Genomic DNA, 22,619 nt, shown 5'->3' with positions numbered 1-22,619 from the left:
CCATGGCGGCACAGAATGGACGCGATCTGCTGATCAAGATGGACATGACCGGGGACGGGGCGTTCGAGACGATCGCCGGGCTGCGCGCCTCGCGCCTGTCGTTCAACGCCGAGACGGTCGATGTGACCAGTCTGGAAAGCGAGGGCGGCTGGCGCGAATTGCTGGGCGGGGCGGGTGTGCGCAGCGCATCCATTTCCGGGTCGGGGGTGTTTCGCGACGCCAACACCGATGGGCGCGCGCGGCAGATCTTCTTTGACGGAGAAGTGCCTCGGTTCCAGGTGGTGATCCCGGATTTCGGCACCGTGCAGGGGCCGTTCCAGATCACCGCGCTGGAATACGCAGGCAGCTATAACGGCGAGGCGACCTATGAGCTGACGATGGCCTCGGCCGGCGCGCTGACCTTCGTGGCGCTGCCATGACGAACCCGTTGCGAGGGGAGGTCGAGGTGGTGCTGGACGGCACCCCCCATGTCGCCCGGCTGACCCTGGGCACCCTGGCCGAGTTGGAGCATGACCTGGGCGCCGACAGCCTGATGGACATCGCCGCGCGGTTCGAGGTGGGCCGCTTCAGCAGCCGCGACGTGCTGGCGGTGCTGGTCGCGGGGCTGCGCGGCGGCGGCTGGCGGGGCACGGCGGGCGATCTGCTGACGGTCGAGATCGGCGGCGGGCCGGTGGCCGCGGGGCGCGCCGCGGCCGAGCTTTTGGCGCGGGCGTTTCGGATCGCGGCATGAGCGGCGGCCTGGACTGGCCGGGCCTGATGCGGGCCGGGATGCGCGGCCTTGGCCTGCGCCCGGACCAGTTCTGGGCGCTGACGCCGGCCGAGCTGGCGCTGATGCTGGGGGTCGAGGCGGGTCCGCCGGCCATGACGCGCGACCGGCTGGCGGAACTGGCCGCGCGCTATCCCGACCGGCCAAGGGAAACATCTGGATAAGGGGCGAGGGACGATGGCCAACAAGGATGGGTTCGGTTCGACGCTGGACGACCTGGACGAGGGTTTCAGCCAGACGGGCCGCATGACCGCCGCCTTCGAGGCGGAGCTGGAGCGGTTGCGGCAATCGGTGACGATGACCGCGCGCGAGGTCGGATCGCTGAGCAGCGGCATCGAGGGCGGGCTGCGGCGCGCCTTCGACAACCTGATCTTCGACGGTGAAAAGCTGTCGGACGCGCTGAAGGGCATCGGGCGGTCGATCGCGGACACGGTGTTTTCCATGGCGATGAAGCCGGTGGAGAACGCCCTGGCCGGGTCGCTGGCCCAGGGGATCGGCGGGATGCTGTCGGGCGCGATGCCCTTTGCCAATGGCGGGGCCTTTGTCCAGGGGCGCGTGATGCCCTTCGCCAAGGGCGGGGTCGTCAGCCAGCCCACGCATTTTCCGATGCGCGGCGCCACCGGCCTGATGGGCGAGGCCGGTCCCGAGGCGATCATGCCGCTGCGCCGGGGCGCCGATGGCCGGCTTGGGGTTGCGGCGGCAGGGGGCGGGGGGCGTCCGATGAACGTGACGGTGAACGTGACCACGCCCGATGTCGCGGGCTTCCAGCGCAGCCAGTCGCAGATCGCGGCCCAGCTTGGCCGCGTGCTGGCGCGCGGCGAGCGCAACAGTTGAGAGGGTCAGGATGGCATTTCACGAGGTAAGATTTCCGGCGAACCTGTCCTTCGGTTCCGTCGGCGGTCCCGAACGCCGGACCGAGATCGTGGCCCTGGCCAGCGGGTTCGAGGAACGGAATACTCCCTGGGCGCACGCCCGCCGCCGTTACGACGCGGGCATGGGGCTGCGGTCGCTGGACGACCTGTCGGCGCTGGTCGCGTTCTTCGAGGCGCGGGCGGGCCAGTTGCACGGGTTCCGCTGGAAGGACTGGTCGGATTATAAAAGCTGCCTGCCCTCTCGCGCGCCGGCCTTTGACGACCAGGTGATCGCGCAGGGGGATGGGATGACGAAGGTCTTTCGGCTGACCAAGACCTATGCCTCGGGACCGGGCAGCTATGCGCGGCCCATCGACAAGCCGGTCCGGGACAGCGTGCGGGCGGGCATCGGCGGCAACGAGGTGTTTCCGGGCACGCATTACGCCGTGGATCACGCCCAGGGGCTGATCACCTTTGCCGAGGCCCCGCAGCCGGGGGCCGAGATCACGGCGGGCTTCGAGTTCGACGTGCCGGTGCGGTTCGACACCGACCGGATTGCCGTCTCGGTCGCGTCCTTCCAGGCGGGCGAGATGCCGGCCATTCCGGTGATCGAGGTGCGGGTATGACGGCGACCACGATTGCGCGGGCCTGGATGGTGCGCCGTGCGGACGGAATGGTGCTGGGCTTTACCGACCATGACGCGGTACTGACCTTTGACGGGATCCGGTTCCGCCCCGATCACGGCATGTCGGCCCGGGCGCTGGTCCAGGCGACGGGGCTGTCGGTGGACAACTCGGAAGCCGAAGGGGCGCTGTCCGACGATGCGATCACCGAGCGCGACGTGCTGGCGGGCCGCTGGGACGGGGCCGCCGTGAAGATGTGGGAGGTGGACTGGACCGACCCATCCGCCCGGCGGCTGGTCTTTGCGGGCAGCCTGGGCGAGATCGCGCGGTCGCAAGGCGCCTTCCGGGCCGAGCTTCGGGGGTTGTCCGAGCCGCTGAACGCCGCGCGGGGCCGGGTGTTTCATCCGCGCTGTTCCGCCCGCCTGGGGGACGGGCGCTGCAAGCTGTCGCTGTCCGGCGAGACCTTCACGGCGGAAGCCGCCATCGCCGAGGTGGAGGACGGGCGCATCCTGCGGTTCTCGGGCTTTCCGGCCTATGAGGCGGGCTGGTTCGAGCGGGGCCGCCTGCTGGTCCTGGGCGGCGGGGCCGAGGGGTTGGGCGCCACGGTCAAGAATGACACGGCCCTGCCAGGCGGCGGGCGCGAGATCGAGTTGTGGCAAGCCTTAGGGATCGCGCCGGTCGCGGGTGATCGCGTCCGGCTGGTCGCGGGCTGCGACAAGCGGGCCGTGACATGCCGCGAAAAGTTCGACAATTTCCTAAACTTCCGCGGTTTTCCTCATCTGCCGTCCGAGGACTGGATCATGGCCCCGCAGGCGGGAGGAAACCGTGGCTGACGACGTGGTTTCCATCGCGCGGTCCTGGATCGGCACGCCCTACCAGCACCAGGCCAGCACCAAGGGCGTGGCCTGCGACTGCCTGGGCCTGATCCGGGGCATCTGGCGGGAACGCCATGGCGGCGAACCCGAGGCGCCGCCGCCCTATACCCCCGACTGGGGCGAAGGCGGGGGGCAAGAGGTGCTGATGGCCGCCGCGCTGCGCCATCTGGTTCCGGTCGATCCCGGGGTCGACTGGCTGCCCGGCGACGTGCTGCTGTTCCGGATGCGGGCGGGGGCGGTCGCCAAGCACCTGGGCATCCTGTCCGACGCGGGCGAGGCGCCGCGGTTCATCCATGCCTATAACGCGCATGGCGTCATCGACAGCCCGTTGACGACGCCCTGGCAGAACCGGATCGCGGCCCGGTTCCGCTTTCCCTGATTTCAGACCTTAGGAGGCCATCATGGCGACCATCGTGCTGTCCGCCGTAGGGGCGTCGATTGGCGGAAGCTTCGGCGGCGCGGTCCTGGGCCTGTCGGGCGCGGTCATCGGTCGCGCGGTCGGCGCGACGGTCGGCCGGGTCATCGACCAGCGGCTGCTGGGCAGCGGATCGAAGGCCGTGGAAACCGGCCGCATCGACCGGCTGCGCCTGCAAACGGCGGGCGAAGGCGCGCCGATCCCGCGCATCTGGGGGCAGATGCGGCTGCCGGGCCATGTCATCTGGGCCTCGCCCCTGGAGGAGATCGCGCGGTCCGAGGATGCGGGCGGCGGCAAGGGCACGCCCCGGTCCACGGTCACGCAGATCAGCTATCGCCTGTCGGTGGCGCTTGCCTTGTGCGAGGGGCGGATCCTGGGTGTGGGCCGGGTCTGGGCGGATGGCGAGGAGATCGCCGCCGACGACCTCAACATGCGCGTCTATGACGGCGACGAGGATCAGCGGCCCGACCCCGCCATCGCGGCGCATGAGGGCGATGGGGCGCCTGCCTATCGCGGGCTGGCCTATGTGGTGCTGGAGGATCTGAACCTGGAAGCCTGGGGCAACCGGATGCCGCAGCTGAGCTTCGAGGTCACGTCGCCCGCGCAGGACGGCAGCGGCTTGTGCCGCGACGTGCGGGCAGTCGCGCTGATCCCCGGCACGGGCGAATATTCGCTGGCGACGACCCCGGTGAACCAGGATCTGGGGTTGGGCGAGTTGCGGTCCACGAACGTGAACACGCCGATGGGCGGGACGGACTTCACGGCCTCGATGACCATCCTGGGGCGCGAGTTGCCAAATGTCGGCTCGGTGTCGATGGTGGTGTCCTGGTTCGGCAGCGACCTGCGCATCAACCGCTGCACGGTGCAGCCCAAGGTCGAGCAGAAGGAGATCGACGGGGACGAGATGCCCTGGACGGTGGCGGGCATCGACCGTGCCGCTGCTACCCAAGTTGCGCGGGTGAACGACCGTCCGATCTATGGCGGGACGCCCGCGGACCAGGCGGTTGTCGAGGGGCTGCGGGCCATCGCAGCATCGGGGCGCAAGGCGGTGTTCTATCCGTTCATCCTGATGGAGCAGTTGGCGGGCAACAAGCTGCCCGACCCGTATGGGGCCGAGGAACAGCCGGTCATGCCTTGGCGCGGGCGGGTCACGACATCGGTCGCGCCGGGGCGGGCGGGGTCGGCCGATGGGACGGCGGCGGCAGTGGCCGAGGTGCAGGCGTTCTTCGGTGCCGCTGCCGTGGGCGATTTCGTGCGGGACGGCGAAACCGTGCGCTATCAGGGACCAGACGAGTGGTCCTATCGCCGGTTCATCCTGCATTACGCGCATCTTTGTGCGGCGGCAGGGGGGATCGACGCCTTCCTGATCGGGTCCGAGATGGTGGGGATGACGCAGATCCGCGGTGCCGGGAACAGCTATCCCGCCGTCGCGCAGTTGTGCCGCCTGGCCGCCGATGTGCGCGCGATCCTGGGACCTTCGGTCAAGATCGGCTATGCGTCCGACTGGTCGGAATATTTCGGCCATCATCCGGACAATGGAGAACTGTTCTTCCATCTGGATCCCCTGTGGGCGCATCCCGACATCGACTTCATCGGCATCGACAACTACATGCCGCTGTCCGACTGGCGCGATGGCGAGGATCACCTGGATGCCCAATGGGGCCGCATCGGCAACCCGGATTACCTGGAGGACAATGTCTGCGGGGGCGAGGGCTTCGACTGGTATTACGCCAGCGACGCCGACCGCGATGCGCAGGTGCGCACGCCGATCACGGATGGCGGCTATGACGAGGCCTGGGTCTGGAAATACAAGGACCTGAAAAGCTGGTGGCAGAACCTGCATTACGACCGCCCCAACGGCGTGCGGTCGCGGCAGGCGACGGGGTGGGTGCCGGGGTCGAAGCCGATCTGGTTCACGGAATACGGCTGCGCGGCGCTGGACAAGGCGACCAACCAGCCCAACAAGTTCCTGGACGCGATGAGTTCGGAAAGCACGCTGCCTCATTACTCCAGCGGGCAGCGCAACGATGCGATCCAGGCGGCTTATGTCCGGGCGGTCACGTCATACTGGTCGAAGCCTGCGAACAACCCGGCGATGGAGGATGGCCGGCGCATGGTCGATCTGGACCGGGCGCATGTCTGGTGCTGGGACGCGCGGCCCTTCCCGGCCTTTCCGGGGCGGCCCGATCTGTGGTCTGACGGCCCGGCCTGGCAGCGCGGCCATTGGCTGAACGGCCGGGCAGGGTCGGTGATGCTGGGCGCGGTCATCGGCGACATCTGCCGCGAGGCGGGTGTTGCGGATTTCGACACCAGCGCCGTTTCCGGGGTCGTGCGCGGCTTCCAGGTCAGCGGCGGCGAGACGGCGCGCGCGGCCTTGCAGCCGATCCTGCTGGCTCATGGCATCGACGCGGTCGAGCGCGACGGATCGCTGCGGTTCCTGCCCCGGGACGGGCTGGTGAAGCGCGACCTGGGGCGCGAGCATCTGGCGATCGGCGAGGAGGTCGGCGATTTCCAGACCGTCCGGCAGGCGCAGGCCGAGTTGTCCGGCCGCCTGCGTCTGACCCATGTCGAGGCGGGCGGAGACTATGCAACAGCGACCGCCGAGGTCAGCCTGGCCGATGCGGAAGGCAACACGGTCAGCGACAGCGAGTTCGCCATGTCCCTGACGCGGGCCGAAGGGCGGGCCATCGCGGAACGCTGGCTGGCGGAGGCGGCCGTGTCGCGCGACACCGCGCGCTTTGCGCTGCCGCCGTCCGCCGCCGATCTGGGACCGGGCGACGTGATCCGCATGGATGACGGCCGGGCCGAGCCGAAGCGGTGGCGGATCGACCGGGTGGAGCGCGCGGGCGCCATCACCGTCGATGCGGTGCGTGTCGAGCCTGGCGCCTATCAGCAGGCCGTGACCAACGAGGATGACGGCATCATCAACCGTTATACTCCGACGTTGCCGGTCTGGCCGTTGTTCCTGGACCTGCCGCTGCTGAAGGGGGACGAGCAGCCGCACGCGCCCTATCTGGCCGCGACGGCGAAGCCCTGGCCGGGGTCGGTGGTCGCCTATTCCTCGATCGAGGGCGACGGCGGGTTCGAGCTGAACACGACGCTGCGGAAACGCGCGTTCATCGGGCGGACGGAAACGCCGCTGCCGCGCGCGCGGCCCGGGGTCATCGACCGGGGCGCGGCGCTTCGTGTCCGGCTGAAGGACGCATCCTTGCGGTCGGTCGGGATAAAGGCGCTGCTGGCGGGGTCGAACGTGCTGGCGATCGGGGACGGCTCGCTGGAGAACTGGGAGGTGATCCAGTTTTCCAGCGCGGTCCCGGTCGAGAAGGATCTGTGGGAGATCGGCGGCAGGCTGCGCGGGCAGGCGGGCACCGACGGCATCATGCCCGAGGTCTGGCCCGAGGGCAGCGTGGTGGTGATCCTGGACGGCGCGGCGCAGCAGGTCAGCCTGCCGCCCTCGGCCCGGGGGCAGGAACGCTTCTGGCGCATCGGTCCCGCGCGGCGGGCCTTTGACGATCCGAGCTTTCGCGCGCTGGCGACCGAGGCGCGGGGGATCGGGCTGCGCCCCTATGCGCCCTGCCACCTGCGCGCCGAGGGGCGCACCCTGTCCTGGATCCGCCGCAGCCGCGTCGATGGCGACGGGTGGGAGGGCGAGGACATCCCGCTGGGCGAGGTCCGCGAACGCTATCGCCTGCGCCTGATCCAGAACGGTGCCGTCCTGCACGAGGCGGATGTCGGCACGCCGGCCTATACCGTCCCCGAACAGGTCTGGACCGCCGCCCATGCGGGCGGCGCCTTCACCCTCGCCGTTGCGCAACTGTCCGATCAGTTCGGCGCAGGCCCCTATGCCAGGAGGAACTTCAATGTCGAATGAGACCATGCGCCATCAGTTGCCGCTGCTTCAGTCCGCGCAGGCCCAGAAGCATGTCACCGTCAACGAGGCGCTGATGCGGCTGGACGGTTTGACCAACGCCGTCCTGGAAAGCACGGCGACCCCGACCCCGCCCGGAACGGTGATCGACGGGCAATGCTGGGCAGTGCCACTGGGCGCAACAGGGGCCTGGGCAGGGCAGGCGGGGCGGATCGCGGTCGGCGCGAACGGGGGCTGGATCTTCGTCAGCCCCTCGCGCGGGATGCGGGCCTTTGTCGCCGATCGCGGGGCCGAGGCGACCTTCGACGGCCAGTCGTGGTTCATCGGCGCCGCGACCCTTGGCGTGCAGGGGTCGGGCCTGGCCTTCGGGCTGGCCGAGGGCGAAGTGACCGTCGGCGCTGGCGCGGTTTTCGACACGGGCATCGCGATCCCCGCAGGCGCGATGGTGATCGGGGCGGTTGCACGGGTCACGCAGGCGCTGACCGGCTCGCTTCAGACCTGGCGGTTGGGAACAGCGGATTCCAACAATCGCTTTGGCCAGGGTCTTGGCAAGGGGGCGGGGTCCTGGGCGCGCGGGATGCTGGGAACACCGATGACCTATTATTCGGGCGCGAACCTGCTGATGACCGGCGAAGGCGGTGCCTTCACGGGCGGCAAGGTGAAGCTTGCCGTCCACTGGCTGGAACTGCGGCTGCCGGATTGACGGCCTGTCCTTTTCTCTGCCGCCGGTTCACGTTAAGAAGAATGGATTACTGGCGTGGACCCATGGCATGAACATGCAAGGCACCAAGAAGAACCTGGGACTTGATCGCGATGCGATCTGGTCGCAGCTGCGCGACGAGGCGCGGGCGGCGGTTCGGGACGAACCGCTGCTGGGCGCGCTGATCCATGCGGGGCTGCTGCATCATCCCAGCCTGGAAGCCGCGCTGGCCTATCGCTTTTCGCTGAAGTTGGCCAGCGGCGAGATGAGCGAGCAGATCCTGCGCGAGATCGCGGACCAGGCCTATCGCTCGTCGCCCGAACTGGGGGATGCCGCGCGCGCCGACCTGATGGCGGTCTATGACCGCGACCCGGCGACGCATCGGCTGTTGCAGCCCGTCCTGTTCTTCAAGGGCTTCCAGGCGCTTCAGGCTTACCGCATGGCGCATTGGCTGTGGCAGCAGGAACGGTGCGACATGGCCTATTTCGTGCAGATGCGCTGCTCGGAATGCTTTGGCGTGGACATTCATCCGGCCGCGGTCATCGGCACCGGGGTGATGATCGACCACGCCCATTCCATCGTCATCGGCGAGACGGCCACCGTCGGCAACAACGTGTCGATGCTGCATTCGGTGACGCTGGGCGGCACCGGCAAGGAAGACGGCGACCGCCACCCGAAGATCGGGGACGGGGTGATGATCGGGGCAGGGGCCAAGGTCCTGGGCAACATCCGCATCGGCCACAATTCACGCATCGCCGCCGGATCGGTGGTCCTGCACGAGGTTCCGTCCTGCAAGACCGTGGCCGGCGTGCCTGCCCGGGTCATCGGCGACGCGGGATGTTCGGAACCGTCGCACAGCATGAACCAGTTGCTGGGCCTTGACGACTATCTTTGAAGCCAGTCGTTGACGCCGCTGCCGCGCAGGTCGTCCAGGGTCCTGCCCTCGGCGCGCAGGCGTTCGTCCAGGCCGTTCGCGATCCGCGTGACCAGCGAAAAGCCATGGTAGATCAGCGCCGAATAGATCTGCACCGCGCTGGCCCCAGCGCGGATCTTCTGCCAGGCGTCGTCAGCCGAGGCGACGCCGCCGACGCCGATCAGGGGGATCGCGCCGTCCGTCGCCTGATAGAGCCTTGCCAGCACGGCCGTGGACCGCTGGAAAAGCGGTTGGCCTGACAGCCCGCCGGTCTGGCCGGCATGGGGGCTGGACAGGCCGTCGCGCGACAGGGTCGTGTTCGTCGCGATGATGCCGTCGATCCGACACGCACGCGCGACGGCGGCGATGTCCGCGATCTCGCGGTCGTCCAGGTCGGGGGCGATCTTGAGGAAGACCGGGCGGCGCTGCGGCAGTTGGTCGCGCACCTGCAGCACGCCTTGCAGCAGGGCCGCCAAGGCATCCGCGCCCTGCAGGTCGCGCAGGCGTTCGGTGTTGGGCGAGGACACGTTGACCGTCAGGAAATCGGCCGAAGCGCCGGCGATCTCCACGACCGTCGCGAAATCGGCGGCGCGGTCCGTGCTGTCCTTGTTCGCGCCGATGTTCAGCCCGACGGGGATTCCCTTGGGCCGCGCCTCCAGGCGCGCGGCAATCGCCTGCGCGCCCTCGTTGTTGAAGCCGAAGCGGTTGATGATCGCCCGGTCGCTGGTCAGACGGAACAGGCGGGGCTGCGGGTTGCCGGGCTGCGGGCGCGGGGTGGCCGCGCCAAGCTCGATAAAGCCGAAGCCCGCGCGCATCAGGGGGGCCACGGCTTTCGCGTTCTTGTCGTAACCCGCCGCAAGTCCGACCGGGTTCGGCAGATCCAGCCCCGCAAGCCGGGTGCGAAGCCTGTCCGAGGTCACGGGCGCCCCCGGCAGCGGCACCAGCCCCGACGACAAGGCGCGGATCGACAGGTCATGGGCGCGTTCCGGGTCCAGCCGGTGCAGGGCAGCGAGGCCGATCCTTTCGACAAGCTTCATTCCAGCGGTCCCGTGTCGTGGCCATGCGCGCCGGGCAGGATGTCGCGCGACCAGGCGATGTCGTCCAGCCGCAGCGCGCGGTAAAGATGCGGGAACAGGTCCCCGCCGCGCGAGGGTTCCCACCGAAGATCATCGCCAAGGCGACCGGCATCGCAGGCCAGCAGCACCAGGTTTCCCTCGGTCGCGAAATGCCGGGACAGGGTCGCGCCAAGCTGCGCGGCGGTCAAGAAATGCACGAAGCCGTCGGCCACATCGACCGGCGCGCCCCGTGTCGAGCCATCGGCCCGAAGCTGTTCCCATTCCGCCGTGCGGAAAACCTTGTAGATCATCATGGCGGCATTTGCCCCGGCGCCGTGCGGCGGGTCAAGTGCGCGGATTGCCAAGATTCCGTCATTTGACCCTTGGGTTGGGCTGCGCCAATCTTCCTTCAGGTCCCACGGACAAGAAAGGAATCACCGATGGCATTCCGCCTTTTGACTGCCGTATCCGCCGCGGCGCTTTTCGCAGGATCGGCGCAGGCCGAAACGGTGCTGCATATCCTCCACACGAACGACCTGCACAGCCGGATCGAGGCGATCAACGAATACGACAGCACCTGCGACCAGGAAGCGAAGGACGCGGGCGAATGCTTCGGCGGCGTGGCGCGCGTGGCTGCCAAGGTCAAGGAACTGCGGGACAAGATCCGGGCAGAGGGTGGCAATGTGATCGTGCTGGACGCGGGCGACCAGTACCAGGGATCGCTGTTCTACACGACCTACAAGGGCAAGGATGTCGTCGAGTTCATGACCGCCATCGGCTATGACGCGATGGCGGTCGGCAATCACGAATTCGACGACGGTCCCGAAGGGCTGGCCGTCCTGGCCGACGGCGTCGAGTTTCCCGTGGTATCGGGCAATCTCGACCTGTCGCAGTCGAATGTCCTGAACGGCAAGGTCGAGAACGTCATCACCCTTGATGTTGGCGGCGAGAAGATCGGCATCGTGTCCGCGCTGGCCATGGACACGCCCGAAACCGCATCCCCGGGTCCAAGCGTCATCTTCCAGGACGACATCGAAAGCCTCAAGGCCGATGTGCAGGAACTGACCGATGCGGGCGTGGACAAGATCATCGCGCTGACCCATGTCGGTTACGGGCGCGACCAGGTTTTCGCCAAGGAGGTTCCGGGGCTGGACGCCATCGTCGGCGGCCATTCGCACACCCTGCTGGGCGACATGGAGGATGCCGAGGGGCCTTATCCCACCATGGTCGCCGGGCCGGACGGCGCCGAGGTTCCGGTCGCCACCGCCTATGCCTATTCCAAATACCTGGGCCACCTGACGCTGACCTTCGACGACAACGGCAAGCTGACCAAGGCCGAGGGCGAGCCGATCCTGCTGGACAAGTCCGTCCCCGAGGACGAGGCCATCGCCGCCCGCGTCACCGAAATGGCCGCCCCTATCGACGAGCTTCGCCAGAAGATCGTGGCCGAAACCGCATCCCCCATCGACGGCGACCGCACCAGCTGCCGCGCCCGCGAATGCGAGATGGGCAACCTGGTGGCCGAGGCGATGCTGGACCGGGTCAGGGACCAGGGCATGACCATTGCCATCGCCAATGGCGGGGGCCTGCGTGCCTCGATCGACCAGGGACCTGTGTCGATGGGCGAGGTTTATACCGTCCTGCCCTTCCAGAACATGCTGGCGACCTTTCAGCTGAAGGGCGCGGACGTGATCGCGGCCCTGGAAAACGGGGCCAGCCAGTACGAGGAAGGCGCAGGCCGTTTCGCCCAGGTCGCGGGGCTGAAATACACCGTCGATCCCGCGGCCGAGGCGGGCAAGCGGATCAGCGGCGTGATGGTGATGGCGGACGGCGAATGGAAGCCCATCGACATGGCGGCGACCTATGGCGTCGTGTCGAACAACTACATGCGCGCGGGCGGCGACGGCTACGAGGTCTTCGAGACCAAGGCGCAGAACGCCTATGACTTCGGCCCGGATCTCGCCGAGGTCGTCGCGGCCTATCTTGGCGCGCAGGATGGGGCCTACAAGCCCGTCCTGGACGGCCGCATCACCGTCAAGTGAAGGACGTTGTCCCCGGCCAGACCGGGGACAACCGCCTTACAGGGCCTCGACCAGGGACCGTTTGCCGATGTTGCGCAACTGGCGTTCCGCCAGTTGCTGCGCCTCGCGCCCGGTCAGAAGGCGGCGGGCCGGAGCCGGGGCCATTCCCTGGGCCAGGTCGGGAAACAATGCCATGATTTCCCTGCGCGCCGCGTCACTGACCGACTTCAGCGCCTCGGGTCCGGTGTAAAGGCTTTCCGACCAGGCGCCGTTCGACATGAGGATCTCGTGCCGGTCGAACAGCAGGTGGAAATAGGTCACCCCCTCTGGCGGAGCGGTCACCTGGATCCCCGGCAGTCCCACCAGGTGCTTGGCCGCGACCAGGATCTCCGTATCCTGGAACAGCCGGTGCGCGATGCGGGACCTGACCAGGATCCTGTGCTGCGGCGAGACCACGAGGTCGCGTGCAGGGCTGCCTGCACCAAGCGCGCCCTTGCGGATCAGGATCGGACGCAGGTTCGGCCGCATCTCCAATCCGTCCTGCGTGACATGCGCACTGCCCTGCCAGCGCAGGACCTGCGGCCCGTGATCCCGGGTCAGGATCAGGTCGCCGGGCCGGAGGGTTTCGACCGCGCGAATCCCTGCCGTCGTGTCGATCATCGTTCCCAGGGCAAAGCAGGTCACGGCGGCGGGCGGCGCATAGGCGACCGAGTCGTTCGTGCGCTGAAGATTGCGGATCCCCGTGTAGCCATAGGACCTGGACAGGCTGAAGACCGGATAGGTTCCGTTCGTCCGGGGAACGGGCATCAACAGGACGGCATAGCGCCCGCCAAGTTCCGGACCCGTCGCGTTGGGAATCAACTCCCGGGGAAACAGCGCCAGGAACTCATCATACGTGCCATCGGCATTCTTGCTGCTGATGACCGAGGCGATATGGAAGGACAACTGCGTTCCCGTCGGCGTGGGTGTCGCGCTGTTGCCGAAGATCACATCCGTTTTCAGCGTCTGGCCGATCAGGTCGGGGTCATAGCGACCGCTTTGAAAGCGGGTGTCGTCGTCGCTGATGGTGATGGTGGAAAGCGCCGCCCCGGGCAAGCCGATGGGGATGCCGGGCGGGGAATTCGACCAAGGCGCCTGTGCCTCGGCTCCCGTGGTCCGCGTGGTAACCTGCTGACTGACGGTTAGTACCGTGAACTGGTAATCCATAACACCTGTCGTCCCTTGATGATGAAGCCCGGTATGCTCCGGTGCTTGGACGACCAAGGTCAGCCGTCAGCCAAGGCTTATCGGCCAACGGTTAACGAAGCGTTAATGTCGGTTTGCAAGTTGCTGCCGCCGCGCAATTTCCGTCAGGGCTTCCAGCGCAGGAAATTGGCAATCAGGCGCAAGCCCGTGGCCTGGGACTTTTCCGGGTGGAACTGCGTGCCCACGATGTTGTCACGCCCCACCACCGCCGTGACCGGCCCGCCATAATCCACATGGGCCAGCAGATGCGACGGATCCGCCACCCGGAACTGCCAGCTGTGGACGAAATAGGCGTGATCGCCCGTGGCGATCCCCTCCAGCACCGGATGTGGACGGTCGATCACCAGATCGTTCCATCCCATGTGCGGCACCTTCAACCCCGGCGCGGCAATGGCGGCAACCTCTCCGCCGATCCAGTCCAGGCCCGCCGTTTCGCGGTATTCGTGGCCCGTCGTCGCCAGCATCTGCATCCCCACGCAGATGCCCATGAAGGGCACGCCGCGGTTCAGCACCGCCTCGCGCAGCGCCTCGGCCATGCCATCGACCTCGCCCAGGGCAGTGCGGCAGGCGGGAAAGGCGCCGTCGCCCGGCAGGACGATCCGGTCGGCCCGCGCCGCCACGGCAGGGTCCGCCGTCACCACGATCTCGGTCCCGGCCTCGCGGCCCATCAGCTGGAACGCCTTTTCCGCCGAATGCAGGTTGCCGCTGTCATAGTCGATCAGCGCGACCCGCATCACAGCGCCCCCTTGGTCGAGGGCAGCACGCCCGCCATGCGCGGATCGGGTTCCACCGCCTCGCGCAGGGCGCGGGCCACGGCCTTGAAGGCGGCCTCGGCGATGTGGTGGCTGTTCAGCCCGTGGATGCGGTCCACGTGCAGGGTGATGCCGCCATGCGTGGACAGGGCCTGAAAGAATTCGCGCACCAATTGGGTGTCGAAGGTGCCGATCTTCTCGGTCGGGAAATCGACGTTCCACACCAGGAAGGGCCGCGCCGACAGATCCAGCGCCGCGCGGACCAGCGAATCGTCCATCGCCAGCAGGAAGCTGCCATACCGGCGGATGCCCTTCTTGTCGCCAAGCGCGCGGGTCAGGGCCTGGCCGATGGCGATGCCCGTGTCCTCGACCGTGTGGTGGTCGTCCACATGCAGGTCGCCCTTGGCGCGAATCGTCAGGTCGATCAGCGAATGGCGCGACAGCTGGTCCAGCATGTGGTCGAAAAAGCCCACCCCCGTCTGGTTGTCATAGACGCCGGTGCCGTCCAGGTTCAGCGCGACCTCGATCTGCGTCTCGGCGGTGGTGCGGGTGATGGTGGCTTCGCGCATGGGGGATCCTTTCGTCGCCCGCCTTATAGGGCGATGCCGCGGGCGCGCCAAGCGGGCAGGCTTGTCATGAGGCAGAGGCAATGCCACAACCAAGGAGACGCTTTGAAAGGACCGCCGATGAGCGATATCTCTGTCAGCGAACGCCGCCTCAGTGCCGCCCTGGACCGCATCGACCAGTTTCTGGACCGTGGCGGCATCGGCCATGCCTCTGGCGATGCGGACCTGCGGGCGGAACTGGACCAGGCCTATGCGCAGATCGCGGCGCTGACGGATCAGTTGTCGCAGCGCGGCGAGGGAACCGACGGGTCCGATCTGGCGGAACAGGCCGCGCGCCTGGCTGCGGCCAATGACGACCTGGCTGCGGCAAACCGCGCGCTGATCCAGGCGGCGGCAGGCGGCGGCGACCGGATCGAGGCGGTCAGCGTGGCGCTCGAGGCCGAGATCGAGGCCTTGCGCGCCGCCCGCGCCGCCGAGACCGCGCAGCTTGGCGCGCTTCTGGCCGAGGTCGAGCGGTTGCTGGCCGGGAACGAGGCCACGGCAGCGACGCCCGAGATTGCGGGCGATGCCGGCGGCGTGCCCGAGGACACCGATGCAGAGCAGGGGGACCGCTAGATGGCCGAGGTCGATTTCATCATCGGGCACAAGGAATACCGCGTCGCCGCCCAGGACGGAGAGGAACGGCTGCTGCAACGCGCCGCCGCGCTGCTGGACGCCGAGGCGCAGCAAATCCTGGCCCAGGCGGGCCGCACCCCCGAGCCGCGCCTGCTGCTGCTGGCGGGGCTGATGCTGGCCGACCGTGTCGCCACGCTGGAGGAACGGGCCGAAAAGGCCGAGCGTCACCTGAACCGCCTGCAGGCCAATCCCACCCGGATCGAGGTTCCGGTCATCCCGTCCGACCTGAAGGAAGCCATGGCCGAACTGGCCGCGCGCGCCGAATCCCTGGCCGACCGGCTGGAGGAGCAGGGCCGTTAACCCGGCCTTAACACCCCGCATGGCAGACAGGGGGTCATGCGTGTTCTTGTTCTTCTTCTGCTGCTTGCCGCCTGCGCGACGCCCTCGCCCCGGATGATGGGGGCGGTCCGCCATGACATCCGCTTGCAAGGCCTGGATTTCGCGGTCTTTCACAAGGACGGCCGGGCAGAGGTCGTGCGGCTGACCTTCGTGGCCCGCCCCTCGGCCGCGGTGATCCGCCCGCTGATGGAACAGGCGGCGGCGCAGGCGACGGGCTGCGCGGTCATTCCCTTCAGCGGGACGGCCAGGCTGCCGCGCGATACCGGAGTCGCGACCTTCGACCTGGATTGCTGGGGGGCGCTCAGCCCTCGCCCAGGAAGCCGGTCAGGATCTGCGCCACGGTCTCGGGGGCGTCGGCGTGCAGCCAGTGCCCGGCGCCCTTCACCCGCACGACCCGCGCCTGCGGGAAATACCCGCGCAGCGCCGCCTGACCCTCGGCGGTCACGTAATCCGACCGCTCCCCCGCCACCTCCAGCACCGGGCCATCGAAACTGGCCCGGGGCAGGCCGGCGGGCCAGCCGACCAGGTTGTCCATCTGGTCGCGCAGGGCAGGCAGGTTCAGCCGCCAGGCCTTGGGTGCCGCCTTCAGGTCCAGCGATTGCAGCAGGAAGGCGCGCACGCCCGGATCGGCGATCCGCTGCGCAAGGGCGGCGTCGGCGGCGCTGCGGCGGTCGATGGGGACCAGATCCAGCCCCTCCATCGCGTCGATCAGCGCGGTCTGCGAATGGCCGTATGCCACCGGCGCGATGTCCAGAACCGCCAGCTTGCGCACCATCCGGGGCCGGGTCAGGGCCAGCACCATCGCGGCCTTGCCGCCCATGGAATGCCCGGCCAGATCGACCCGCCCGCCCAGATCCGCGATCACCTCGGCCAGATCGCCCGCCAGCGCCGGATAGCCGTGGTCGGGGTCGTGGAAGCTGTCGCCGTGGTTGCGCATGTCCACGGTGACGACGTGCCGCCCTTCGGCCAGCCTGCGTGCCAGGGCGCCAAGGTTGCGGCCCTGCCCGAACAGGCCGTGGACCAGCAGCACCGGCAGCCCGGCATCGTCGCCCGAAATCGCGTGATTCAATGTCATGCCCGCGATCCTAGAGCGTCTGGCGCGGCCCCGCCATAGCCGCTAGACTGCCGCCCATGACACGCCACGCAACCGGTCCCGACGACATCCGCGAGATGGCAGACGAGGTGTCGCGCCTGATGGCCGCCCGCTTTGGCGGCGCGCGCCGGGGCGAACGCCCGCCCCTGCAGGTCATGCTGCGCCGCCGGGGCGGGGCCTTGCCGCGCCGGTTGCGCAGGCAGGCTACCGCCCTGGCCCAGGCCGACCAGTTGTCCGCCCAGCCGAAGATCGCGCGCCAGCTGGACCTTGCCCGCCTGTCGCGCGCCCATCATGCCCTGACCGCCCATCTGCAACCCTTGGGCGAGCTGTCCCGCTGGCAGGGCCGGGCGCTGAGCTTCACGGCCTCGGTGGTCTTGGGACTTCTGCTTCTGGCGGCGGCCGTCGTGTGGATCATGCTCCGGCGCGGCCATCTTTGACAGTTGCATTCCCTGCAACACGGCCTTAACGCCCAAGCGTCTTGCCTTTGCTGCGATGCAGCGAGATGGTAGGGCAACCACCCACGGGAACGCGCGCATGACTGAACACGGCAATCTACGCTATGCCATCCTGGCATTGGCCCTTGGCGCCTTTGCCATCGGCACGTCGGAATTCGCGGCCATGGGGCTGTTGCCCTATTTCGCGGGCGACCTCGGCATCACGGAACCGCAGGCGGGCCATGTCATCAGCGCCTATGCCCTGGGCGTCGTGATCGGCGCGCCCTTGACCGCGATCCTGGGGGCGCGGCTGCCGCGCAGGCGGTATCTGGCCGCGCTGATGGCGTTCTATGGGGTGATGAACATCGCCGCCGCGATCCTGCCGGGTCTGGCCACCCTGACGGCGATGCGTTTCATGGCCGGACTGCCGCATGGCGGGTTCCTGGGGGTGGCGATGCTTTATGCCGCCGACGCCCTGCCGCGCGAACACCGGGCACGGGGGGCCGCGCAGGTCATCATGGGCCTGACCGTCGCCAATATCGTGGGCGTGCCGCTGGCGGGCTGGCTGGGCCAGAGCATCGGCTGGCGGTGGGGCTTTGCCCTGCCGGGCTTCATCGCCCTGCTGTCGGCCTGGCTGATCCTGCGGGTCGCGCCGCGTGTCGGCGGCAATCCGAACGCCCGCCCCTGGGACGAGCTGCAGGCCCTGCGCAATCCGCGCGTCCTGTGGCTGCTGGCCGTGGGCGCCGTGGGCTTTGGCGGCTTCTTCGCCGTCTATGCCTTCCTAACGGCGGCGATGATCGCCACGACCGACGCGCCCGCCTATGCGATCCCGCTGGCGCTTGGCGTCTTCGGCGTCGGCGGCACGCTGGGCACCTGGGCCGCGGGCCGGCTGACGGAACGCGTGGGCCAGATCCGGGCGGCCTATGTCAGCCTTGCCACGATGGCCGCGACGCAGGGCTTTGCCTCGCTGGTGGTGGGCCACTGGCAGCTGATGGTGCTGTCGTCATTCCTGCTGGCGGCGGGGGCGGGGCTGGTGATCCCGCTGCAAACCCGGCTGATGGATGTCGCGGGGCGCGCGCAGAACATGGCCGCGGCGATGAACCACGCGGCCTTCAACGCGGCCAATGCGTTGGGACCGTTCCTGGCCGGTCTGGCGCTGACGGCGGGATGGGGTTGGGCCTCCAGCGGCTATGTGGGCATCGCGCTTACGGCTGCGGGGGCCTTGGTCCTGACGCTGGCGGTCTGGCATGATCGGGCAAGCGGGGCGGTGGCAGACTGCGCATGATCACCTGGCGCGAGGTCGAGGCGAATTCCCGCCGCCAGGTCACGAACAGCACGACGGCGATGCCCCCCATCAGCACCCAGGGACCGGCCAGCCAGCCCAGCGATCCGAGCGCGAAATAGACGCTGCGCAGCCCCGCGTTGAAGCTGCGCGCGGCGGTGATGTTCAGATCCGCCGCCTGCATGGCACGCTCGCGCGCCATCGGATCGGCGGGGTCGTTCGGGACGGCGGCCATCATGATCGCGCAATAGCCGAACAGCCGGTGCGCCCAGACGAATTTCAGGAAGGCGTTGACGACGAAGAACATCGGCACCAGCAGCTTCAGCTCCCACGGGATGCCGTCCGCGCCCTCCAGGGCCAGCCCCTCGGCCAGGCCGCGCAACTGGTCGGTATTGCCGATCAAGGCCAGGATCCCGCCGGTGGCGATCATGCAGGCCGATGCGAAGAAGGCCGTCCCCTCGCGCAGGCTGGCCAGGATGTTGCCGTCGAAGATGCGCGGATCGCGCGTGATGAAATGTTCCATCCATTCGCGCCGGAACCGGATCATCAGGACCGACACCGACGGCTTTCCGGCGGGCGGGCGTTCGGTCAGCCAGCCGATGCCCAGCCAGACGGCGAACAGCAGGACCACCGCCGCAAGATCGGCAGGAGGAAGGTGGGCGGGAAACGCAAGCCGGATGTCCATGGGTCCGGTTTAGGACGCTCCGATCCGTCTTGAAAGCCCCCTTCGGGGCGCCTAGGCTCGGCCCACGGAACGCGCAGATTTGGAGGACTTCATGGCTGCCCCACATGCCATTCACGAGGAATTTCCCCAGGATTCCGCGCGCATTCACGACCTGAAGCTGAAGGATGCGCATTTCGCGCGGCTTCTGGACGAATACGACCGGGTCAACGACGCGGTGCATCAGGCCGAATCGTTGATCCAGCCCACCAGCGAGGCGGCGGAAAGGGATCTGCGCCGCAAGCGCGCGCATCTCAAGGACGAGATCGCCCGGATGCTGTCCGCCCATTCCGTCGGTTGACGGTTGGCTGCCCGCCGCGACCCTGCGGCGGGCATGTCGGGAATTGCGGAAATTTCCTCTTGAAGGCCGCCGGGACCATCCTAGATTCACGATACCGGCGGCCAGACTGGCGCCGGCAGGACCGCCCGCCCGGCAACCGGGGGGCAGAACACTGCATCGCTTGTGAAGGATGTGACCCATGCGCAACTTTGACCTGACCCCGCTGTATCGTGCCTCGGTCGGCTTCGACCGCCTGGCCGACGTGATGGACCGCGCCCTTTCGGCCGACGTGTCCGCGCCGACCTATCCGCCCTACAACATCGAGAAGACGGGCGAGAATGCGTATCGCATCTCGATCGCCGTGGCCGGCTTTGCCGCCGACGACCTGAACGTCGAGGTTCGCGATGGCGCCGTGATCGTGTCGGCCCGCAAGGCCGAGGAAGACGACACCCGCACCTATCTGCACCGCGGCATCGCCACCCGCGCCTTCGAGCGCAAGTTCACCTTGGCCGACCACGTCCGCGTCGATGGCGCCAGCCACGCTGACGGAATGCTGCACATCGACCTGGTCCGCGAAATCCCCGAGGCCCTGAAGCCCCGCCGGATCGAGATCGCGAAGGCCGCGCCCAAGGTCGAGCATCTGGACGCCTGAGGCACCCGGACGGCTTCCGCTCCGTGAAGCCCGAATGCCCGTCGGTTCACCCGGCGGGCATTTCGCTGTGGTAGGCCCGGAGGGACTCGAACCCCCAACCAAGGCGTTATGAGCGCCCTGCTCTGACCATTGAGCTACAGGCCCACCATTGCCCTTGGGGTTAATCGCGCCGTCCCATCGGGTCAAGCGCGATCACCGTTGCCCCGGGGGGCGCCATCCGCTATCGGGTGCGCAAATCCAGCCGGGGGCCGCCATGACCAAGAACGGGATCAGCTATCGCGACGCGGGCGTCGACATCGACGCGGGCAATGCGCTTGTGGAACGCATCAAGCCCGCCGCCGCCGCGACCGCGCGCCCTGGCGTTATGGACGCGCTTGGCGGCTTCGGCGCGCTGTTCGACCCGCGCGCCGCGGGCTATGACGACCCGGTGCTGGTGGCGGCCACCGACGGCGTGGGCACCAAGCTGCGCATCGCCATCGACACCGGCCACCTGGACGGCATCGGCCAGGATCTGGTCGCGATGTGCGTGAACGACCTGGTCTGCCAAGGGGCGGAACCGCTGTTCTTCCTGGACTATTTCGCAACCGGCAAGCTGTCGGTGGACGAGGGCGCGCGTGTCGTGGAAAGCATCGCGCGCGGTTGCAAGGCGGCGGGCTGCGCCCTGATCGGCGGCGAGACGGCCGAAATGCCCGGCATGTATCACGACGGCGACTTCGACCTCGCGGGCTTTGCCGTGGGCGCCATGCAGCGCGGCACGGCGTTGCCCGCGGGCGTGGCGGAAGGCGACGTGCTGCTGGGCCTCGCGTCCGACGGGGTGCATTCCAACGGCTATTCGCTGGTCCGCAAGGTCGCGGAACATGCGGGGCTTGGCTGGGACGCGGCCTCGCCCTTCGGCGACGGCCCCCTGGGCGCGGCGCTGCTGACCCCGACGCGGCTTTATGTCAAGCCCGCCCTGGCCGCGATCCGCGCGGGCGGCGTCCATGCGCTGGCCCATATCACCGGCGGCGGCATCACCGAGAACCTGCCGCGCGTCCTGCCGAAAGACCTTGGCGCGGACATCGACCTGACCGCCTGGACCCTGCCGCCGGTCTTCCGCTGGCTGGCCGAGGCGGGCGGGATCGACGGGGCCGAGATGCTCAAGACCTTCAACAGCGGCATCGGCATGATCCTGTCGGTCGCAACTGAGCGCGCCGACGCGCTGGCCGACCTGCTGTCCGCGCAGGGCGAGACGGTCCACCGCCTGGGCCGCGTCACGGCGGGGCAGGGCGTGCGCTACAGCGGGACGCTTGCGTGAAGCGCGTCGCCATCCTGATCTCGGGCGGCGGATCGAACATGGTCCGCCTGGTTCAGGACATGCAAACGGACGACCATCCGGCGCGCCCCGTCCTTGTCGCGTCGAACGATCCGGCGGCTGCGGGCCTCGCCAAGGCCGCAGCCCTGGGCGTTCCGACCGCCGCCGTCGATCACCGCGCATTCCGTGGCGACCGCGCCGCCTTCGAGGCAGCCCTGCTGGAACCCCTGTTGGACGCGCGCCCCGACATCCTCTGCCTGGCGGGCTTCATGCGCATCCTGACCCCCGCCTTCATCGACCGCTTCGAGGGGCGGATGCTGAACATCCATCCTTCTCTGTTGCCCAAATACCCAGGGTTGCACACCCACGCCCGCGCCATCGCGGCAGGCGATACCGAGGCAGGCGCCACCGTGCATGAGGTGACAAGCGATCTGGATTCAGGCCCGATCCTGGGCCAGGCGCGCGTTCCCATCGAACTTGGCGACACGTCTGAGACGCTCGCCGCCCGTGTCCTGCAACGCGAACACCAGCTTTACCCGCTGATCCTGCGCCGCTTTGCCGCAGGGGCGCGCGAACGCTTCGACATCTAGCCCCACAAGGCTTTCAGCGCCGCCACGGGATCCTCGGCCGACCAGATCTCGGGACCGATGGCGATGAAGTCGCTGACCGGGGACAGCTGTTCCAGCAATTCGCGGGTGATCGCGCCTTCGGCCACGACCGGCACCTCGATGGTTTCGGACCACCACTGGAACAGGTCCAGATCGACCGGATCGCCGCGATACAGCGCCGACGCGCCGACCGGGCCGAAGCTGATGTAGTCCGCGCCCCCTTCGCCCGCGTTCATGCCTTCGTGGCGCGAGTTGCCGCAAAAGCTGCCCACGATGGCGTCCGCGCCCAATTCCTTGCGGGCGTAACGGACGGCCTTGGCCCCGTCCGTCAGATGCACCCCGTCCAACCCGTGCCGCTGCGCCAGCGCCACCAGATCGTCGATCACCACTGCCACGTCGCGGGCGTGGGCAATCTCGCGCGCCAGGTCGGCCAGGCGGCCCAGCTCGTCCTCCTCGGCCCCCGCGCGGATGCGCAGGCAGGCCACCGGAAAGGCGTCCATCACCGCCGCCAGTTGCGGCCCCAGGGTCGAGGCCTGCGCCCCGGCGGGCGTCATCAGGTAAAGCTGCGGGGCGTCGGGGGCGTCAGGCATGGGC

The 22,619-nt window shown here is 68.5% G+C and carries 27 protein-coding genes and 1 tRNA gene; 19 read left to right on the top strand and 9 right to left on the bottom strand.

Annotation, left to right across the window (positions count from 1 at the left end; translation table 11 throughout):
* Positions 1-2 precede the first annotated feature (2 nt).
* The 10 genes from GIY56_RS05200 (at position 3) to cysE (ending at position 8,993) form a co-directional block, all read left to right on the top strand.
* Positions 3-419 carry a phage major tail protein, TP901-1 family gene (locus GIY56_RS05200; protein WP_154763735.1) on the top strand — a complete coding sequence of 139 codons (417 nt, stop codon included), beginning with the start codon at positions 3-5 and terminating at the stop codon, positions 417-419.
* Complete coding sequence (locus GIY56_RS05195; protein WP_154763734.1) at positions 416-730, top strand: gene transfer agent family protein; 315 nt, start codon at positions 416-418, stop codon at positions 728-730. The genes GIY56_RS05200 and GIY56_RS05195 overlap by 4 nt, the downstream gene beginning before the upstream one ends.
* Entirely contained in the window at positions 727-930 is a 204-nt protein-coding gene (locus GIY56_RS05190) for a rcc01693 family protein (RefSeq protein ID WP_154763733.1), read from the top strand. The genes GIY56_RS05195 and GIY56_RS05190 overlap by 4 nt, the downstream gene beginning before the upstream one ends.
* A gap of 13 nt (positions 931-943) precedes the next feature.
* Positions 944-1,600 carry a phage tail tape measure protein gene (locus GIY56_RS05185; RefSeq protein ID WP_154763732.1) on the top strand — a complete coding sequence of 219 codons (657 nt, stop codon included), beginning with the start codon at positions 944-946 and terminating at the stop codon, positions 1,598-1,600.
* Positions 1,601-1,610: 10 nt separating this feature from the next.
* Positions 1,611-2,243: a DUF2460 domain-containing protein gene (locus tag GIY56_RS05180; protein ID WP_154763731.1), complete on the top strand. Its 633-nt coding sequence runs from the start codon at positions 1,611-1,613 to the stop codon at positions 2,241-2,243.
* The gene (locus tag GIY56_RS05175; protein ID WP_154763730.1) at positions 2,240-3,073 is read left to right on the top strand and encodes a DUF2163 domain-containing protein; all 834 of its coding nucleotides are present in this window, start codon (positions 2,240-2,242) and stop codon (positions 3,071-3,073) included. Before GIY56_RS05180 ends, GIY56_RS05175 begins: the two co-directional genes overlap by 4 nt.
* Positions 3,066-3,494 (top strand): C40 family peptidase, encoded by a 429-nt coding sequence (locus GIY56_RS05170; protein ID WP_328288448.1) that lies wholly within the window; start codon positions 3,066-3,068, stop codon positions 3,492-3,494. Before GIY56_RS05175 ends, GIY56_RS05170 begins: the two co-directional genes overlap by 8 nt.
* A gap of 22 nt (positions 3,495-3,516) precedes the next feature.
* Entirely contained in the window at positions 3,517-7,401 is a 3,885-nt protein-coding gene (locus GIY56_RS05165; RefSeq protein WP_154763729.1) for a baseplate multidomain protein megatron, read from the top strand.
* The gene (locus GIY56_RS05160) at positions 7,391-8,101 is read left to right on the top strand and encodes a DUF2793 domain-containing protein (protein ID WP_154763728.1); all 711 of its coding nucleotides are present in this window, start codon (positions 7,391-7,393) and stop codon (positions 8,099-8,101) included. Before GIY56_RS05165 ends, GIY56_RS05160 begins: the two co-directional genes overlap by 11 nt.
* Positions 8,102-8,174: 73 nt before the next feature.
* Positions 8,175-8,993, top strand: coding sequence for a serine O-acetyltransferase (cysE, locus tag GIY56_RS05155; RefSeq protein ID WP_196053562.1), 819 nt, complete (start codon positions 8,175-8,177; stop codon positions 8,991-8,993).
* On the opposite strand, the gene GIY56_RS05150 is transcribed toward cysE, so the two are convergent.
* Together GIY56_RS05150 and GIY56_RS05145 are read right to left on the bottom strand one after the other, a co-directional pair.
* Positions 8,984-10,048: a quinone-dependent dihydroorotate dehydrogenase gene (locus GIY56_RS05150; protein ID WP_154763726.1), complete on the bottom strand. Its 1,065-nt coding sequence runs from the start codon at positions 10,046-10,048 to the stop codon at positions 8,984-8,986. The genes cysE and GIY56_RS05150 overlap by 10 nt on opposite strands.
* Positions 10,045-10,380 (bottom strand): DUF952 domain-containing protein, encoded by a 336-nt coding sequence (locus GIY56_RS05145; protein WP_154763725.1) that lies wholly within the window; start codon positions 10,378-10,380, stop codon positions 10,045-10,047. Before GIY56_RS05145 ends, GIY56_RS05150 begins: the two co-directional genes overlap by 4 nt.
* A 126-nt stretch (positions 10,381-10,506) precedes the next feature.
* Here GIY56_RS05145 and GIY56_RS05140 point away from each other — a divergent pair, with 126 nt between their 5' ends.
* Entirely contained in the window at positions 10,507-12,108 is a 1,602-nt protein-coding gene (locus GIY56_RS05140; RefSeq protein WP_154763724.1) for a bifunctional metallophosphatase/5'-nucleotidase, read from the top strand.
* A gap of 36 nt (positions 12,109-12,144) precedes the next feature.
* On the opposite strand, the gene GIY56_RS05135 is transcribed toward GIY56_RS05140, so the two are convergent.
* From GIY56_RS05135 to hisB, 3 genes are all read right to left on the bottom strand, one after another.
* Entirely contained in the window at positions 12,145-13,293 is a 1,149-nt protein-coding gene (locus tag GIY56_RS05135) for a Hint domain-containing protein (RefSeq protein WP_230312282.1), read from the bottom strand.
* A 143-nt stretch (positions 13,294-13,436) separates the two neighbouring features.
* Positions 13,437-14,066 carry an imidazole glycerol phosphate synthase subunit HisH gene (gene hisH, locus GIY56_RS05130; protein ID WP_154763723.1) on the bottom strand — a complete coding sequence of 210 codons (630 nt, stop codon included), beginning with the start codon at positions 14,064-14,066 and terminating at the stop codon, positions 13,437-13,439.
* Positions 14,066-14,653, bottom strand: a complete 588-nt coding sequence (gene hisB / locus GIY56_RS05125; protein WP_154763722.1) for an imidazoleglycerol-phosphate dehydratase HisB — start codon at positions 14,651-14,653, stop codon at positions 14,066-14,068. The genes hisH and hisB overlap by 1 nt, the downstream gene beginning before the upstream one ends.
* 117 nt (positions 14,654-14,770) lie before the next feature.
* On the opposite strand from hisB, the gene GIY56_RS05120 reads away from it, so the two are divergent.
* Positions 14,771-15,265 carry a hypothetical protein gene (locus GIY56_RS05120; RefSeq protein WP_196053551.1) on the top strand — a complete coding sequence of 165 codons (495 nt, stop codon included), beginning with the start codon at positions 14,771-14,773 and terminating at the stop codon, positions 15,263-15,265.
* Positions 15,266-15,625, top strand: coding sequence for a cell division protein ZapA (gene zapA, locus GIY56_RS05115; protein ID WP_154763721.1), 360 nt, complete (start codon positions 15,266-15,268; stop codon positions 15,623-15,625). It abuts the gene before it with no gap.
* A 340-nt stretch (positions 15,626-15,965) separates the two neighbouring features.
* Here zapA and GIY56_RS05110 read toward each other — a convergent pair whose 3' ends face one another.
* Positions 15,966-16,739 (bottom strand): alpha/beta fold hydrolase, encoded by a 774-nt coding sequence (locus GIY56_RS05110; protein WP_154763720.1) that lies wholly within the window; start codon positions 16,737-16,739, stop codon positions 15,966-15,968.
* A 56-nt stretch (positions 16,740-16,795) separates the two neighbouring features.
* Between GIY56_RS05110 and GIY56_RS05105 the strand changes: the two genes are divergently transcribed.
* Positions 16,796-17,194 (top strand): hypothetical protein, encoded by a 399-nt coding sequence (locus GIY56_RS05105; RefSeq protein ID WP_154763719.1) that lies wholly within the window; start codon positions 16,796-16,798, stop codon positions 17,192-17,194.
* A 97-nt stretch (positions 17,195-17,291) separates the two neighbouring features.
* Positions 17,292-18,476 carry an MFS transporter gene (locus tag GIY56_RS05100; protein WP_154763718.1) on the top strand — a complete coding sequence of 395 codons (1,185 nt, stop codon included), beginning with the start codon at positions 17,292-17,294 and terminating at the stop codon, positions 18,474-18,476.
* Here the strand turns inward: GIY56_RS05100 and GIY56_RS05095 are convergent.
* Positions 18,397-19,158 (bottom strand): DUF599 domain-containing protein, encoded by a 762-nt coding sequence (locus tag GIY56_RS05095; RefSeq protein ID WP_154763717.1) that lies wholly within the window; start codon positions 19,156-19,158, stop codon positions 18,397-18,399. The two genes, GIY56_RS05100 and GIY56_RS05095, sit on opposite strands and share 80 nt — an antisense overlap.
* Before the next feature lie 91 nt (positions 19,159-19,249).
* On the opposite strand from GIY56_RS05095, the gene GIY56_RS05090 reads away from it, so the two are divergent.
* A complete protein-coding gene (locus tag GIY56_RS05090; RefSeq protein WP_154763716.1) occupies positions 19,250-19,495 on the top strand; it encodes a YdcH family protein in 246 nt (81 codons plus the stop codon).
* Positions 19,496-19,673: 178 nt separating this feature from the next.
* On the top strand, positions 19,674-20,126 hold the full coding sequence (locus GIY56_RS05085) for an Hsp20 family protein (protein ID WP_154763715.1): 453 nt from the start codon (positions 19,674-19,676) through the stop codon (positions 20,124-20,126).
* Between the two features lie 68 nt (positions 20,127-20,194).
* On the opposite strand, the gene GIY56_RS05080 is transcribed toward GIY56_RS05085, so the two are convergent.
* Positions 20,195-20,270, bottom strand: a tRNA-Ile gene (locus GIY56_RS05080).
* Positions 20,271-20,379: 109 nt separating this feature from the next.
* On the opposite strand from GIY56_RS05080, the gene purM reads away from it, so the two are divergent.
* Together purM and purN are read left to right on the top strand one after the other, a co-directional pair.
* Complete coding sequence (gene purM, locus GIY56_RS05075; protein WP_154763714.1) at positions 20,380-21,420, top strand: phosphoribosylformylglycinamidine cyclo-ligase; 1,041 nt, start codon at positions 20,380-20,382, stop codon at positions 21,418-21,420.
* Positions 21,417-22,007: a phosphoribosylglycinamide formyltransferase gene (purN, locus tag GIY56_RS05070; RefSeq protein WP_328288447.1), complete on the top strand. Its 591-nt coding sequence runs from the start codon at positions 21,417-21,419 to the stop codon at positions 22,005-22,007. The genes purM and purN overlap by 4 nt, the downstream gene beginning before the upstream one ends.
* Here purN and GIY56_RS05065 read toward each other — a convergent pair.
* The gene (locus tag GIY56_RS05065) at positions 22,004-22,615 is read right to left on the bottom strand and encodes a thiamine phosphate synthase (RefSeq protein WP_154763713.1); all 612 of its coding nucleotides are present in this window, start codon (positions 22,613-22,615) and stop codon (positions 22,004-22,006) included. The genes purN and GIY56_RS05065 overlap by 4 nt on opposite strands.
* Between the last annotated feature and the right edge of the window lie 4 nt (positions 22,616-22,619).

This window comes from Paracoccus lichenicola, assembly GCF_009708075.1.
Lineage (GTDB): Bacteria > Pseudomonadota > Alphaproteobacteria > Rhodobacterales > Rhodobacteraceae > Paracoccus > Paracoccus lichenicola.
The sequence above is the reverse complement of the archived record's forward strand: the minus strand, read 5'-3'. Positions and strand labels throughout refer to the sequence as shown.